The organism is Aeromonas sp. R4-2 (genome assembly GCF_040908295.1).
Lineage (GTDB): Bacteria > Pseudomonadota > Gammaproteobacteria > Enterobacterales > Aeromonadaceae > Aeromonas > Aeromonas veronii.
On the sequence record NZ_JBFODL010000024.1, the window covers coordinates 103,031 to 118,438 of the forward strand.

8 protein-coding genes are annotated in these 15,408 nt (G+C 60.3%); 1 reads left to right on the forward strand and 7 read right to left on the reverse strand.

Features of this window, described 5'->3' with window-relative positions; genetic code table 11:
- Positions 1-8 precede the first annotated feature (8 nt).
- The 4 genes from AB5Y99_RS18680 to AB5Y99_RS18695 all read right to left on the reverse strand — a co-directional run bounded on the left by AB5Y99_RS18680 (position 9) and on the right by AB5Y99_RS18695 (position 8,533).
- The gene (locus tag AB5Y99_RS18680; RefSeq protein WP_317114168.1) at positions 9-1,415 is read right to left on the reverse strand and encodes a D-arabinono-1,4-lactone oxidase; all 1,407 of its coding nucleotides are present in this window, start codon (positions 1,413-1,415) and stop codon (positions 9-11) included.
- Positions 1,416-1,577: 162 nt separating this feature from the next.
- Positions 1,578-3,164, reverse strand: a complete 1,587-nt coding sequence (locus tag AB5Y99_RS18685) for an EAL domain-containing protein (RefSeq protein WP_005355079.1) — start codon at positions 3,162-3,164, stop codon at positions 1,578-1,580.
- 280 nt (positions 3,165-3,444) lie between these two features.
- Entirely contained in the window at positions 3,445-6,042 is a 2,598-nt protein-coding gene (gene acnB / locus AB5Y99_RS18690) for a bifunctional aconitate hydratase 2/2-methylisocitrate dehydratase (protein ID WP_368210484.1), read from the reverse strand.
- A 229-nt stretch (positions 6,043-6,271) separates the two neighbouring features.
- Positions 6,272-8,533, reverse strand: coding sequence for a patatin-like phospholipase family protein (locus AB5Y99_RS18695; RefSeq protein ID WP_368210605.1), 2,262 nt, complete (start codon positions 8,531-8,533; stop codon positions 6,272-6,274).
- Between the two features lie 234 nt (positions 8,534-8,767).
- Between AB5Y99_RS18695 and AB5Y99_RS18700 the strand changes: the two genes are divergently transcribed.
- Positions 8,768-10,678 (forward strand): methyl-accepting chemotaxis protein, encoded by a 1,911-nt coding sequence (locus AB5Y99_RS18700; RefSeq protein ID WP_100654743.1) that lies wholly within the window; start codon positions 8,768-8,770, stop codon positions 10,676-10,678.
- An 84-nt stretch (positions 10,679-10,762) separates the two neighbouring features.
- On the opposite strand, the gene AB5Y99_RS18705 is transcribed toward AB5Y99_RS18700, so the two are convergent.
- The 3 genes from AB5Y99_RS18705 to aceF all read right to left on the reverse strand — a co-directional run bounded on the left by AB5Y99_RS18705 (position 10,763) and on the right by aceF (position 15,312).
- Positions 10,763-11,725, reverse strand: a complete 963-nt coding sequence (locus AB5Y99_RS18705) for a sensor domain-containing diguanylate cyclase (RefSeq protein ID WP_058057552.1) — start codon at positions 11,723-11,725, stop codon at positions 10,763-10,765.
- A gap of 124 nt (positions 11,726-11,849) precedes the next feature.
- Positions 11,850-13,277: a dihydrolipoyl dehydrogenase gene (gene lpdA / locus AB5Y99_RS18710; RefSeq protein ID WP_005336123.1), complete on the reverse strand. Its 1,428-nt coding sequence runs from the start codon at positions 13,275-13,277 to the stop codon at positions 11,850-11,852.
- Positions 13,278-13,425: 148 nt separating this feature from the next.
- Entirely contained in the window at positions 13,426-15,312 is a 1,887-nt protein-coding gene (gene aceF / locus AB5Y99_RS18715) for a pyruvate dehydrogenase complex dihydrolipoyllysine-residue acetyltransferase (protein WP_213387592.1), read from the reverse strand.
- Positions 15,313-15,408 lie beyond the last annotated feature (96 nt).

Below are 15,408 nucleotides of genomic sequence, written 5' to 3' on the forward strand. Positions count from 1 at the left end.
TCAGGTCCTTACCGGTTGGCAAACAGATCGCTGAGCCAGCGGTTTTCAAAGCGGCCGTGGGGGTCGAGCTCGGCTTTTAACGCTACGAAGTCGTTCCAGCGCGGCAGCAGGGCCGGGAAGTCGTAGAGATCCATCGCCAGATGCTTGCCGAAGTGGGGAATGCCGCCAAGCGGCGCCAGCAGTTGCTGCAGCTCGCGCATCTGCTCCATGGAGCCGTTGACGAAGGTGCCGTCCGACGCCAGATAGACCAGAAAACCGATCCAGCAGACCGACTGGCCATAAGCGGCGCTGAGCCAGGCCTCAGAGGGGCCGGTGCAGCGCAGAATAAAGGGGTAGTGCAGCACGCCGGGGTTGGCCTGCTGCCACGCTTGCAGGGTCTCCAGTGCCTCGTTCATCCGATGCAGCGGTACCGCCACCTCGCAGTTGATCTGGGGGGCCGGGATCCCCTTGCAGAGGATCTGGTAGACGTTGCCCACCAGATCGGAGGCATCCTTGAAACGACGCACCGTCTCGAAGTGCTCGCCAGCCAGCGCCTCATCCTTGGTGTCTTTGGCCATCTTCTGCATGGTGGCGTCGATAGTGGCATTAAGAGCAGCGTTCATGCGGGCGTCGATATCGCCATCCAGCAGCAGCGGCTCGCTGCCACCGGCGCGATAGCGGGCAACCTCCTCATCAGAGGCGGGATCCACCAGCCAGATGTGGCTCTCACCGGTCCAGGCAAACCACCAGCTCTTCACAAAGCCGTGCTCGCGGTTGAGCCGTTCGTTGTGCTCCAGCAGGAAGGGGTAGTCGGTGGTGAACTTGGTGCAGCGCATAATGCGGTTCGGTACGGTGCGCAGGGTGACGTCGAGCAGGATGCCGAGCATCCCCATCCCCATCACGAAGGCACCGAAGCGCGGATCGGTGCGATCCACCCGGATGATGTCGCCATTGGCCAGCATCACCGTCATCGCCTCCACCGCATCGCACAGGGCAGACTGGTGCAGCCCCTGACCGTGGGTGCCGGTGCTGAGGGCGCCGCCCAGAGTCTGGATGCCGATAACGCCCGGGGATGCGGGCAGCATCCGCTCCATGGCGATCAGCTCGGCATAAACGGTATCGAGGGGCGTACCCGCCTGATAGGTCACGGTATCGGCCGTTTTCGCCAGCTGGCCGCGCAGGTGGTGCAAGTCCACCAGCAGTGCCTGACTGCCCTCGGCATAGACGCTGTGGATGGGTTCGAAGGATAGGCCGGAGCCGATAAGGCGCAGCTTGCGCTCGGGGTGTTCCCGCAGCAGCGCCTGCAACTCGTCGCGGGTTTTCGGGCGCCACACCTGATCCAGCGCCCCGAGGGGATTGGTTCTCGACCAGTTGAACAGCACCTCCCGATTACCGATCGCCTTGATGCTGTGAAATGCCTGGAACTGAACCGTCATACCGCGCCTCATCTTTTACTGACGTCAAAATGAGCGCCGATTCTACCGAAAAGCGAGCCACAAGGCATGGAAAACAAGCCCCTGCACTCGAGGGGGGATAGGGAGAGAGCACTCCCCTACCCTGCCAGACGGGAGCTTGTCCGCCCGTCTGTCACCGATAAATCAGGTCGCATTCGGGATGCCTCGCACCCCATCTGGCTGGCGGGTTTGTGCCTCTTCCGGCAGCAGCTCCTCGCAGAACTGGCGCAGCGGCATGGGGCGGGCAAACAGGTATCCCTGCAGATAATCGACCCCTTTGGCCCTGAGGTAGTCAGCCTGACGCTCGCTCTCCACCCCTTCCGCCACCAGCGCCAGACCGAGCCGGGTCGCCAGATCGATCACGTTATCCACGATATGTTCCGAGAGCGACTCGGTACCGATGCGGGCGATAAAGGATTTGTCGATCTTGAGGTAATCCACATGAAACTGCTGCAGGTAAGCCAGGCTGGAGTGGCCGGTGCCAAAGTCGTCGATGGCGAGTTTGACCCCCATCTCGTCCAGCTGGCGGAACAGGGAGAGAGTCTGGGGATCGGACATCAGCAGCTCCCGCTCGGTCAGCTCCAGCACCAGTACCACCTTGCCGGGGAGGAAGTGACCGAGAAAGGCGCGACACTCGGCCAGCAGGGCAAAATCGTGGCAATGAGCGGCGCTGATGTTGAAGCTGATATGAAACCCATCGGGCAACTGCTCCTGAGAGCGGTTCAACCTTGTCGCCACCTGCTTCATGATATGGGTGGTCATGGGAACGATCAGTCCCGACTCCTCCGCTTGCGGGATAAAGAGATCGGGCCGGATCACCCCTTCATTGACATGTTCCCAGCGCATCAGCACCTCGGCGCCCATCATCTTGCCATCGTGGCTGGCAATCAGCGGCTGCAGATAAGGTACAAACTCCCTGGCCCGCAGGGCACGTCGCAACTCATCTGTTGGCGAGCCGGGACGCCCCAGCACCCACCACACCAGCCAGGCCAGCAAAAGCGAGGAAACCGCCAGCCACGACAACGCCACATGCCGCGCGGCCCACAGCGACTTCCAGTAGACCGGCATGGCATAACCGGCATGGATGGTGAAAGGATAATGGGATGAGGTGAGGGCCTGGCTGATCCCGCGATGGAGGGTGGGCGCCTCGCTCAGATAGCGGCCAGACTCATTGAGCCAGGCCGATCCCACCTGCAGATAGAGCGCACTGGATTTTCCGCTCATGGAGAGCATGAAGCTAAGCTGGGTACTGTCGATGGCGCTCAAGGCGGCATCCTTTCCCTGCTCGGTGCGCACCACCAGCAGCGGGTGATTTTGCCGCACCCGGTTGCCACTCATCAGCAGCAGCTTGCGGCCGGTGTAGATGGAGCCGTCATCGGCATCATTGGCCTCACCAAACAGCGAAGTGCAATTGATGATGCCGTTTCGCACCAGATTGACCGAACGCAGGAAGGGCTCGATGGCGACCTTCTTGCGCAGCACCAGCAGGTTGTCGCGACAGGGAGCATTCACCAGAGGCAGCACAGAGCGATTGGCCTGCTCCGCATGATCCAGCATCGACTCCATCAGGGTTCTGGCCTTGTGGGCCGAAGCACTGGATTCCGCTTTCAGCTCCTGCACATAATTGCTGTGGATGAGCCAAGCTCCCACCAGCAGCGGCAGGGTAAAGACCAGCAAGGCACCGCCGAAGCGTAACCCGGTTCGGGAGAGATCGATCCTGAACAGAAACATAAAGAACCACGCCGCAATTCGTCAGGCCTGCCAACGCAAGCACCCAGTGAACAGATATCCACTTTCCCTCGATAACGATGCCTCATCATTACCGCACATAACCGAACAACATAACCCAAAGCGTTTATAAAACGAACCACCAAACAGGTGGTTGGATCTCTCTAGCAAGGATCGTGCAAACAATCTTCAAAAAAGACGGTGAATAACACACAAATAAATAATGCCGCGTAAATACGCGGCATTATTGGCTTCTTATCGCGCAAATCGCGCAAGAACTCCGTTAAACGGCTTGCTGCAGGATCACCGCATCAGCCTTCTTGGTGTAGGAGGCGATCTCGTTGAAGTTGAGGTAGCGGTAAGTGTCTGCCGCAGTGGCATCCAGCGCCTTGGCGTATTGCAGGTACTCCGCCACGGTCGGGATCTTGCCGAGGATGGCGGCAACGGCTGCCAGCTCCGCAGAGGCCAGATAGACGTTGGCACCTTTACCCAGACGGTTTGGGAAGTTACGGGTGGAGGTGGAGACCACCGAGGCCCCTTCCGCTACCCGCGCCTGGTTGCCCATGCACAGAGAGCAGCCCGGGATCTCGATGCGGGCACCGACCCGGCCGAAGATGCCGTAGTAGCCCTCTTCGGTCAGCTGATCCTTGTCCATCTTGGTGGGCGGCGCAATCCACATGCGGGTAGGCAGCTCGCCCTGATACTTCTCGAGCAGTTTGCCGGCTGCACGGAAGTGACCGATGTTGGTCATGCAGGAACCGATGAACACTTCGTCGATCTTGTCGCCAGCCACGTCGCTCAGCAGACGGGCATCGTCCGGATCGTTCGGCGCACACAGGATCGGCTCCTTGATGGTGGCCAGATCGATCTCGATGATCTCGGCATACTCGGCATCCTTGTCCGCTTCCATCAGGGTCGGGTTGGCCAGCCACTCTTCCATCCCCTTGATGCGACGGGTGATGGTGCGCGGGTCACCGTAACCTTCGGAGAGCATCCATTTCAGCATCACGATGTTGGACTTCAGGTACTCGATGATCGGCTCTTTATCCAACTTGATGGTGCAACCGGCAGCGGAACGCTCGGCGCTGGCGTCAGCCAGTTCGAAGGCTTGTTCCACTTTCAGGGTCGGCAGGCCTTCGATCTCGAGGATACGGCCGGAGAAGATGTTCTTCTTGCCCGCTTTCTCGACGGTCAGCAGCCCTTTCTGGATGGCGGCGTAGGGGATGGCATGGACCAGATCACGCAAAGTGATGCCCGGTTGCAGCTCGCCCTTGAAGCGCACCAGCACGGACTCCGGCATGTCCAGCGGCATCACGCCGGTGGCGGCGGCGAAGGCCACCAGACCGGAGCCCGCCGGGAAGGAGATGCCGATGGGGAAACGGGTGTGGGAGTCACCACCGGTACCCACGGTATCCGGCAGCAGCATGCGGTTCAGCCAGGAGTGGATGACCCCGTCACCCGGACGCAAGCTCACACCGCCGCGGTTCATGATGAAGTCCGGCAGGGTGTGGTGGGTCTGTACGTCGATGGGCTTCGGATAGGCCGCGGTGTGGCAGAAGGACTGCATGGTCAGGTCGGCAGAGAAGCCGAGGCAGGCCAGATCTTTGAGCTCGTCGCGGGTCATCGGGCCCGTGGTGTCCTGAGAGCCGACCGTGGTCATCTTGGGCTCGCAGTAAGTGCCCGGGCGAATGCCCTTCACGCCGCACGCCTTGCCCACCATCTTCTGGGCCAGGGTGAAGCCTTTACCGGTATCGGCCACCGGCTGCGGGCGACGGAATACGGTGGAGAACGGCAGACCCAGCGCTTCGCGGGCCTTGTCAGTGAGGCCGCGGCCGATGATCAGCGGGATACGGCCACCGGCGCGCACTTCGTCGATCAGCACGTCGGTTTTCAGTTCAAACTGCGCCAGCACCTGTTCGGTGCCGTGTTTGCAGATCTTGCCGGCATAGGGGTAGATGTCGATCACATCGCCCATTTCCAGCTTGGAGACGTCCACTTCGATAGGCAGTGCGCCGGCATCTTCCATGGTGTTGAAGAAGATCGGGGCAATCTTGCCACCCAGACAGACACCGCCAGCGCGCTTGTTCGGCACGAACGGAATGTCGTCGCCCATAAACCAGAGCACCGAGTTGGTGGCGGATTTACGGGAAGAGCCGGTACCGACCACGTCACCCACATAGGCCAGCGGGAAGCCTTTCTCTTTCAGGGCATCGATGGTCTTGATGGGGCCGACGGCGCCATCCTTGTCGGGGGTAATGCCGGGACGGGCGTTTTTCAGCATCGCCAGCGCGTGCAGCGGAATGTCCGGGCGGGACCAGGCGTCCGGTGCCGGAGAGAGGTCGTCGGTGTTGGTTTCGCCGGTCACCTTGAACACGGTGACGGTGATCTTATCGGCCAGCTCCGAGCGGGAGAGGAACCACTCGGCATCAGCCCAGGATTGCATCACCTGTTTGGCGTGGACATTGCCCGCCTTGGCCTTCTCTTCCACGTCGTGGAAGGAGTCAAACATCAGCAGGGTATGGGAGAGCCCCTTGGCGGCAAGCGGCGCCAGGGTGGCGTGATCCAGCAGGTCGATCAGCGGCTGAATGTTGTAACCACCCTGCATGGTGCCCAGCAGCTCGACAGCTTCGGCGGCAGTCAGGATGGGAGAGTGGGCTTCGCCCTTGGCGACGGCGGTGAGGAAACCGGCTTTGACATAGGCCGCTTCATCAACACCGGGGGGAATACGGGAGGACAACAGCTCTTTCAGAAAGTCTTCTTCGCCAGCGGGCGGGTTCTTGAGCAGCTCAACCAAGGCGGCGACCTGCTCTGCATCCAGAGGTTTGGCAACCACGCCCTCGGCGGCACGTTCTGCGACGTGTTTACGGTATGTTTCAAGCACGACTAATTCCTCTTTGGTCTTTTTTTGGGGTTCGCCCACGCTCGCGGCGATCGTCCTTGCGGGACACCCCGTAGGGTGCTCCCCACTATATAAGTTTTAACGACTAATTAAAATCCAAACCCTGTTTACTTATTCACCACAAAATCGTAACCAATTAAACAGACTGGTATTTTTTGAAAATTAATTGAACGCCCTCAACTAAAGTTAACAAATTGGCATCATTTAGGCATTATTCGAACGTACTGCCCAATTGCAGATAGAAGACGTCATTGCCCCCCTCCGCCATGCCGTAGCCGAGGAACACAGGGCCGAGGAAGCTCTCCACCCCGACATAAACCGAACCGGCGGTAAACGAGCTCTCCAGACTGATATCCTCACCCTTGTTCCAGACCCCGCCCTGCTCCAGAGAGCCACCCAGATAGAGAGGCATCTTGAGGGCACCAAAGTCATTGTCCGCCACCCGATAGATGTAGCGCAGGCCACCAAACAGGCTGTAGCGACCGCTCAGCTGGTAGCGCTGGAAACCGGAGAGGCGGAACAGCCCGCCCAGATCCTGAATATGCAGCGGCACCACCTCTTCACTGCCCGAGCCACCCCCTTCGAGGATCAGGTTGAGGCTGTGCCTGTCCCATGACCAGGGCTTGATCATCGAGAGCTGATAATTCCAGCCTTCACTGCGACCATCTGCCGACTCGAGTCCATCCACACTGACGTGGGAGTGGCCCAGTTTCATATCCCACTTCACCCCCTGATAGGGGAAATAGCGGCTATCCAGATTGTCGTGTTCAAAGCGGACATAGGGGCCCCACGCCGTGGCATCCCCTTGCAGCTCTTTGAAGTTTTTGATCTCGATACTACCCGTCTGCCCTTCCAGCCCCATAGACAGGCGGCTCCAGGGCTGGCGGTTCCAGCCCACCGCCAGATCACCGCTGAAGAAGGAGTATTCGGAGTCGAGATAGCTTATCGAAACCGCCTCGGGATCCGGATTGGGGAAAAACAGGCGGCGCAGGGTCTGGTCATAGGCCAGACTCGCCTCACCATAGAAGGTCTGGGAGGGTTCGAGCGGGGTATAGAAGTCGGTCTTGATATGTTTGGCCGTGCCCAGTGATGCCTCGGTCAACCACTCGGCCCCCCACTCGTTGACGTTGGTGAGGGTGTAGGACATGCCGACGTTGTAGTTGGAGGTGTTCTCGAAGTCATCGGTGAAACCGAACTGGAAGTTGAGGTAGCCCGGCCCCCAGTTCTTCTCGCTGGCATCCACCAGCAGCACGTTCTCACCATCACGCTCCTCCACCTCGTAGGTGATGCGATCGAACGACTCAAGGGCATAGAGGCGGCGAATGCCCGCTTCCAGACTCTCATTGGTCTGTACCTTGTCCGGCCGCACTTTCAGCATGGCGCGCACCGTCTCGTCGGAGAGGCGCGACTTGTTGATGATCTCCACCTTGTCGATGAAGTAGGCGGGCTGACCGCTACGCTCGGCACGGCGGCTCAGCTTCTGGTTGCGATAGGCGTGGTACTGCGCCTTGGTGAGCGACAGCTTATCGAGTTGCAGCGACACCTTGTCAGCCGCCGCCTCACCGATCTTGATCCCCTCCGGCATGCGGGCAAAGTCGGCGATCCCCATATCGCCAAACTCGGGGGCGATCAGAATATCCTTCGGTCCCATCAGCGCCTTCTGCTTGTCGGTACCCACCTGGGTCATGTAGGTGGTGAGCTGGTCGATCATCGCCAACCCTGACTTGAGGGACTCCCGGGTACGCAGCTTGGCACCGATATCCACCGCGATCACCACGTCGGCCCCCATCGCCTTGGCGACATCCACCGGCATGTTGTTGACGCTGCCGCCGTCCGCCAGGATGTGCCCCTCCCACTCCACCGGCTTGAGGGCGCCGGGAATGGACATTGAGGCCTGCATCGCCTTGGCCAGGCTGCCGTGATCCAGCACAAAGGGGGTGACCGTCTCCATGTCAGTCGCCATGGCGCGGTAGGGAATGGGGAGATCATCGAAGCTCTCCTGCACCGGCAGGTTGGAGGTGGCCCCCCGCAGCAGGCTGGCCATGGATTGGCCCTGGAAGAAACCGTCCGGCAACTGGGTGGTGTCACCATTCACCCCTATGTCGGTGCGCAGCTGATACTGCTCGTTCTGCTGCTTTTTGCGCAGCGACAATTCGTCGCGACCCACCTTGTCCTGATAGCCCTTGTTCCAGTCGATGGCCAAGGTGGTGCGCTCCACCTCTTCGGCACTGAGCCCCATGGCATACATCCCCGCCACATAAGAGCCCATGCTGGTACCGACTATGATGTCGACCGGAATCCGTTTCTGCTCCAGCACCTTGAGGATGCCGATATGGGCCGACCCCTTGGCACCGCCGCCGCTGAGCACCACCGCAATTTTCGGGCGATCTCCCTGTGCCGCCACAGCCAGCAGCGGGCAGGCCGCCAGCATCACCAAAAGCAGACGGGTCCATCCCGCACCTAAGCTGCGCATCATATTTTCCATATTATTCAGAGGGTCAGTCACCAAGGATGGCCTCTACTATAAGGGGCCCGGCAGTTAGCGCAACCGTCAATCCGCATCCCGCCTGTGCTGCATGGCGAAGGGACACGCCGCCGCCCCTGTGAGCGCAAACGTAATCCGCAAATAAAGGGCTGCAAGCCTCATGGGTAGCGCCGCGCTGCCGCTAATATGAGCGTCGTCAATCTCAACCTTTTGAGCACCTTTATGCTGGCAACCCTCACTCTTAAACAGAAAATACTGGCCACGGTCACCCTGGCCGTGGTCGTCTCCTGCCTGCTGGTAGGCTACTTCAGTCAACGCTCGGCCCAGCAACTGATCGAAAACCGGATGTTCGAGCAGGAACTCCCCAACCTGACCCAGCGGATCAGCAAGGAGATTGAACAGGATCTCCACGGCATCGCCCAGGCCGCCCGCCAACTGGCCACCGACCGCTTTATCCTCGACTGGGTGGATCGGGGCATGCCCAAAGAGCAGGAGCCAATCCTCATCAACCAGCTCAAGGATGTGGCCAACCAGTATGGTCTGGTGACCGCCTCCTTCGCCGATCGCCAGACCGCTGCCTACTACAACCAGGATGGCTTTCTGCGCAACCTGACCCCCACACAAGATGCCTGGTTCTATGACTACACCAAGAGCCAGAAGGAGATGACCCTCAGCATCTTCCGCGAGAGCAACGGCGAGGTGAAGCTATTCGTAAACTTCCAGCAGCTCAACGGGCGCGGGCTGGCCGGCTTTGCCAAATCCCTCGACACCATGGTGACCATGGTCTCCAACTTCCGGCTGGAAGAGAGCGGCATCGTCTTTATGGTCGATGGCAGCGGCAAGGTGAAGCTGCACCCCGAGGCTAATCGCATCGAGCGTGACACACTTGGCAACATTGCCAGCGGTGATACCGGCAGCCTGCTGGCCAAACGCCCCTTTGCCGTCATCAACGCCGAAGTCAATGGCGAGCCCATGGTACTGGCCAGCAGCTATATCCCGCTGCTCGACTGGTATCTGGTGGCCCAGGTGCCAGAAGCCGAGATCTATGCCGAGCTGGATCAGACCCGCAACGAGATCCTGATGATCTCGCTGGTGATTGCGCTCGCCATGGGGCTGATAGGGATGCTGCTGGCAGGCTCGGTCAGCCGCCCGCTCAACGAGCTGGCCCGCCTGTTCAAGGAGCTGGGCAGCGGCGATGGGGATCTTACCCAGCGCCTGAAAGTGGAAGGACGTGACGAGCTGAGTCAGGTCGCCACCGGTTTCAACAACTTCGTCGCCAAGATCCACGGCTCCATCGAGCAGGTAGCGGAAAACTCCCGCCAGCTCGCGGCCACCGCCAACGAGGTGGCCAACAAGGCGCAGCTGACCCAGCACAACTGTACTGCCCAGCGTGACCGCACCGTGCAGGTGGCCACCGCCATCCACGAAATGGGGGCCACGGTGAGCGAGATCGCCGGTAACGCTTCGCTGGCAGCCGAAGTAGCCAGACAGGCCAACGATCAGGCCGATGCAGGTGCGGTAGTGGTGGCGCAGGCGCGCCACGGCATCGTCGACCTCTCAGGCGAGATTGAGCAGGTGGCAGGGGTTATCGAGTCGTTGGCGAGCCAGACCGACTCCATCGGTAGCATCCTCGAAACCATCCGCAGCATCTCGGAGCAGACCAACCTGCTGGCATTGAACGCCGCTATCGAGGCCGCTCGCGCCGGTGAACAGGGTCGCGGTTTCGCCGTGGTGGCAGATGAGGTGCGCAATCTGGCCAACCGCTCCGCCGCCTCGACTGCCGAGATCCAGGGGATGATCAACCGCTTGCAGGAGCAGAGTGCCCGCGCGGTCAGCGCCATGGCACAGGGGCGCAACCAGAGTCTGGAGGTGGTGAGCCAGGCCGATGAGGCCAACGCCGCCCTCGGCCAGATCACCGCCCACATCACCCAGATCAACGACATGAATATCCAGGTCGCCACCGCCACCGAGGAGCAGTCGAGCGTGGTCGGCGAGATCAACCGCAACGTGGAAGATATCAACCAGCTCACAATGGAGACCGCCGATATCGCCCACCAGCTGACCGAGTCCAGCCGCAGCCTGCAGCAGCTCTCCGGTCAGCTGGACAAGCTGGTCGGCAACTTCCGGCTCTGACCCCGACCTTGACCTGAGTCATCAACAACAGAGAGCGCCGTGGCGCTCTCTGTTGTTTTGGTGGCGGCTAATCCGGCATAGCAGTCAGCCCTTGCCATCCCGTTTGCGCTGATACATCAGCTCATCCGCGCGGGTGAGCAGCTCGGCCAGGGAGACACAGCCGTGCCCGTCATAGCAGACAATCCCGGTGCTGCAGGTCAGCGCATAGCCGCAACCACTGTGCTGATTGTGCTCGGCCAACATGGCATTGAAACGCTCATAGGCCAGTTGTGCCTGCGCCTCTAGCACATTGGGCAACAGGACGGCGAACTCATCGCCGCCCATGCGGGCAAACACGTCTGCGCCCCGAAAAGCCTGCTTGAGCAGAGTGGCAAAGGCGATCAGAGCCCGATCCCCTTCTGCATGCCCCCACCGATCGTTGATCCCCTTGAAGCCATTGAGATCCAGATAGAGCAGCGCCAGCGGCATCTGCAAGCGACTGGCCAGCGAGAGGCTCTTCTCCGCCAGCATCACGAACCCGCGCCGATTGGAGATCAGGGTCAACTCATCAATGGTGGCCAGCTGCACCGCTTCGAGCTCCCGCACCACCATCGCCGCCAGATCCTTGAGCAGCACCACATCCTCCTCACTCAATTCCCGCGGCACCGTATCGATGATGCAGAGTGTCCCCAGTTTGCAGCCGTTGGCGATCCGCAGTGGCTGTCCGGCATAGAAGCGGATGCCGGGCCCGCCTACCACCAGCGGATTGTCGGCAAAGCGGGGATCCTGCGAAGCATCCGGCACGATAAAGGTCTCATTGCCCATGATGGCGTGGCCACAGAACGAAATGTCCCGCGCGGTCTCACGGACCTCCAGTCCAATACAGGATTTGAACCACTGGCGATCTTCATCCACCAGACTCACCAGCGCGATGGGGACATTGAACACCCGTCGGGCCATGCGGGTCAGCCGATCAAACCGCTCCTCGGCCTCGGAATCCAGCAAAGAGAGCCGCCGCAAGGTCTCCAACCGCAATGCCTCATCGGGTGGAATGGGTGCTTCTAGCATCGTGCCTCTCTCGTCAGTGCCAAAACCTATCTTTAGCATATTGGGCTTTGTCGAAGTCGGGGCTGCACGGAGAAAACAAAAAGCCGCTCATTCGAGCGGCTTTTTAGACAAGCGGGGAAGAAAATTACTTTTTCTTCTTGGCCTTGGCGTTCGGCAGGTCGGTGATGGAGCCTTCGAACACTTCGGCAGCCAGACCCACGGACTCGTGCAGAGTCGGGTGAGCGTGGATGGTCAGCGCGATGTCTTCGGCGTCGGCACCCATCTCTATGGCCAGACCGATTTCACCCAGCAGTTCACCACCGTTGGTACCGACAATGGCACCACCGATGACGCGGCCGCTCTCCTTGTCGAAGATCAGCTTGGTCATACCGTCGGAGCAGTCGGACGCAATTGCGCGACCGGAAGCAGCCCACGGGAAGGTGGCGACTTCGAAGTTCAGGCCCTGTTGCTTGGCTTCCTTCTCGGTCAGACCAACCCATGCCATCTCCGGCTCGGTGTAGGCGATGGACGGGATCACTTTCGGGTCGAAGTAGTGCTTCTTGCCGGCGATCACTTCGGCGGCAACGTGACCTTCGTGAACACCTTTGTGTGCCAGCATCGGCTGGCCAACGATGTCACCGATGGCGTGGATGTGCGCCACGTTGGTACGCAGCTGCTTGTCCACCTCGATGAAACCACGCTCGGTCACGGCAACGCCTGCCTTCTCGGCATCCAGCATCTTGCCGTTCGGCACACGACCTACGGCAACCAGCACGTTGTCGTAACGAACCGGCTCGGCCGGAGCGTGCTTGCCTTCGTAGGAGACGTACAGACCGTCTTCGCGCGCTTCAACTGCGGTGACCTTGGTCTCCAGCATGATGTTGAATTTCTTGGCGACGCGCTTGGTGTAGATCTTGACGATGTCTTTGTCGGCAGCCGGAACCAGCTGGTCGGCAAATTCCACCACGTCGATCTCGGAACCCAGAGAGGAGTAAACGGTACCCATCTCCAGACCGATGATGCCGCCACCGATAACCAGCAGTTTGCCGGGAACGGTTTTCAGCTCCAGCGCATCGGTAGAGTCCCATACGCGCGGGTCATCGTGGGGGATGAACGGCAGCTTCACCGGACGGGAACCGGCCGCGATAATGGCGTTGTCGAAGGTCACGGTAGTCTTGCCGTCGGCACCTTCCACTTCCAGGGTGTTCGGGCCGGTAAATTTACCCAAGCCGTTAACAACCTGAACTTTACGCATCTTGGCCATGCCAGCCAGACCGCCGGTCAGCTGGTTGATAACCTTCTCTTTCCACAGACGGATCTTGTCGATGTCGGTCTGCGGTGCACCGAAGACGATGCCGTGCTCGGCCAGCGCCTTGGCTTCTTCAATCACTTTGGCAACGTGCAGCAGCGCCTTGGAGGGGATGCAGCCCACGTTCAGGCAGACGCCACCCAGGGTGGAGTAACGCTCGACGATAATAGTATCCAGACCCAGATCGGCTGCACGGAAAGCAGCGGAATAACCGGCAGGGCCAGCACCCAGTACTACGACCTGGGTTTTGATTTCTTTACTCATCATGACCTCTTTGTCGTTCTTATATCCCCGGACAGCGCAGTCTTATACCGAAACGGGTGGCTGCAGCCGTGAAAAAAACGGGGCAAGTTTACGATCATGTTAATGAAATGAGAAGTAAAAAGGGCAGGCTCTGGGCCCGCCCTCTCACTTACAGGACCAGTCGACGAATGTCGGACAGCACGCCGTTCATGGTGGTGATGAAGCGAGCCCCATCGGCACCATCGATCACGCGGTGGTCGTAGCTCAGAGCCAGCGGCAGCATCAGGCGCGGCGCAAACTCTTTGCCGTTCCACTTCGGCTTCATCTCGGACTTGGATACGCCCAGGATGGCCACTTCCGGCGCGTTGACGATCGGGGTAAAGCTGGTACCGCCGATGCCACCCAGGCTGGAGATGGTGAAGCAACCGCCCTGCATGTCGGCAGCGGTCAGCTTGCCGGCACGGGCCTTCTTGGAGATCTCGGCCAGATCGCGAGACAGCTCCATGATGCCCTTCTTGTTCACATCGCGCACCACGGGCACAACCAGACCGTTGGGGGTATCTACCGCCACACCGATGTGGATGTACTTCTTCATGATCAGCTTGCTGCCATCTTCGGACAGGGAGCTGCAGAAGCGCGGGTGGGCTTCCAGCGCCTTGGCAGCGGCTTTCAGGATGAACACCAGCGGGGTGATCTTCACGTCGGCCTTCTGCTTCTCGAGCATCGCGTTCTGCTCTTTGCGGAACGCTTCCAGCTCGGTGGTATCGGCTTCGTCGAACTGGGTGACATGAGGGATCATGACCCAGTTGCGGTGCAGGTTCGGACCGGAGATCTTCTGGATGCGGGTCAGCTCGACCTCTTCCACATCACCGAACTTGCTGAAGTCTACTTTCGGCCACGGCAGAACGCCCAGACCGTTACCACCGGCTACGCCGGCAGAGGCAGGAGCGGACTCGGCACGCTTGATGGCATCCTTCACGTAGGCTTGCACGTCTTCTTTGACGATGCGGCCCTTGCGACCGGAGGCTTTCACCTTGGCCAGGTTGACGCCAAACTCGCGCGCCAGACGGCGTACCGCCGGAGAGGCGTGCACGTAGGCGTCGTTGGCAACAAAATCGGTCGCAGCGGCAGCAGCCTGGGCAACCGGAGCCGGAGCAGCGGCAACAGGGGCTGCAGCGACCGGAGCGGCAGCTTGAGCAACCGGCGCGGCGGCAGGGGCAGCGCCAGCCACTTCGAATACCATGATCAGGGAACCGGTGGAGACCTTGTCACCCGCCTTCACCTTGATCTCTTTGACCACACCGGCGAACGGCGCAGGCACTTCCATGGAGGCCTTGTCACCTTCCACGGCGATCAGGGACTGGTCGGCTTCAACCTTGTCACCCACCGCAACCATGATCTCGGTGACTTCCACTTCGTCGCCACCGATATCCGGTACGTTGACCTCTTTGGCAGCGGCGGCAACCGGGGCAGCAGCCACGGGCGCGGCAGCTTGAGCCGGAGCAGCAACGGCAGCAGGAGCAGCGCCAGCCACTTCAAATACCATCACCAGAGAACCGGTAGAGACCTTGGCGCCAGCGGCAACCTTGATCTCGACCACGCGACCTGCGAACGGAGCCGGCACTTCCATGGAGGCCTTGTCACCTTCCACGGCGATGATGGATTGGTCGGCTTCAACCATGTCGCCCACGGCAACCATGATTTCAGTCACGTCCACTTCGTCATCACCGATGTCCGGCACGTGCACATCTTTGCGCACGGCAGCGGCAGGTGCGGCGGCCGGAGCAGCAACCGGTGCAGCCACTTCAGCAGGGGCGGCAGCGCCTTCGGCTTCGAAGATCATGATCTGGGAACCGGTGGCAACCTTGTCGCCCACCTTGATCAGGATCTCTTTGACGATACCGGCGGACGGGGCCGGAACTTCCATGGAGGCCTTGTCGCCTTCTACCGCGATGATGGACTGGTCCAGCTCGACCTTGTCACCCACGGCCACCATGATCTCGGTGACTTCAACTTCATCGGCGCCGATATCCGGCACCATAATCTGTTTGGACATTGTGCTTTATCCTCTTGCGTCGATCCGCGTGACTGGCTGATGCCGCCACGCACATCTCGCATTAACCGTTTTAAATCCTGGCAGGGTCGCGCCGCA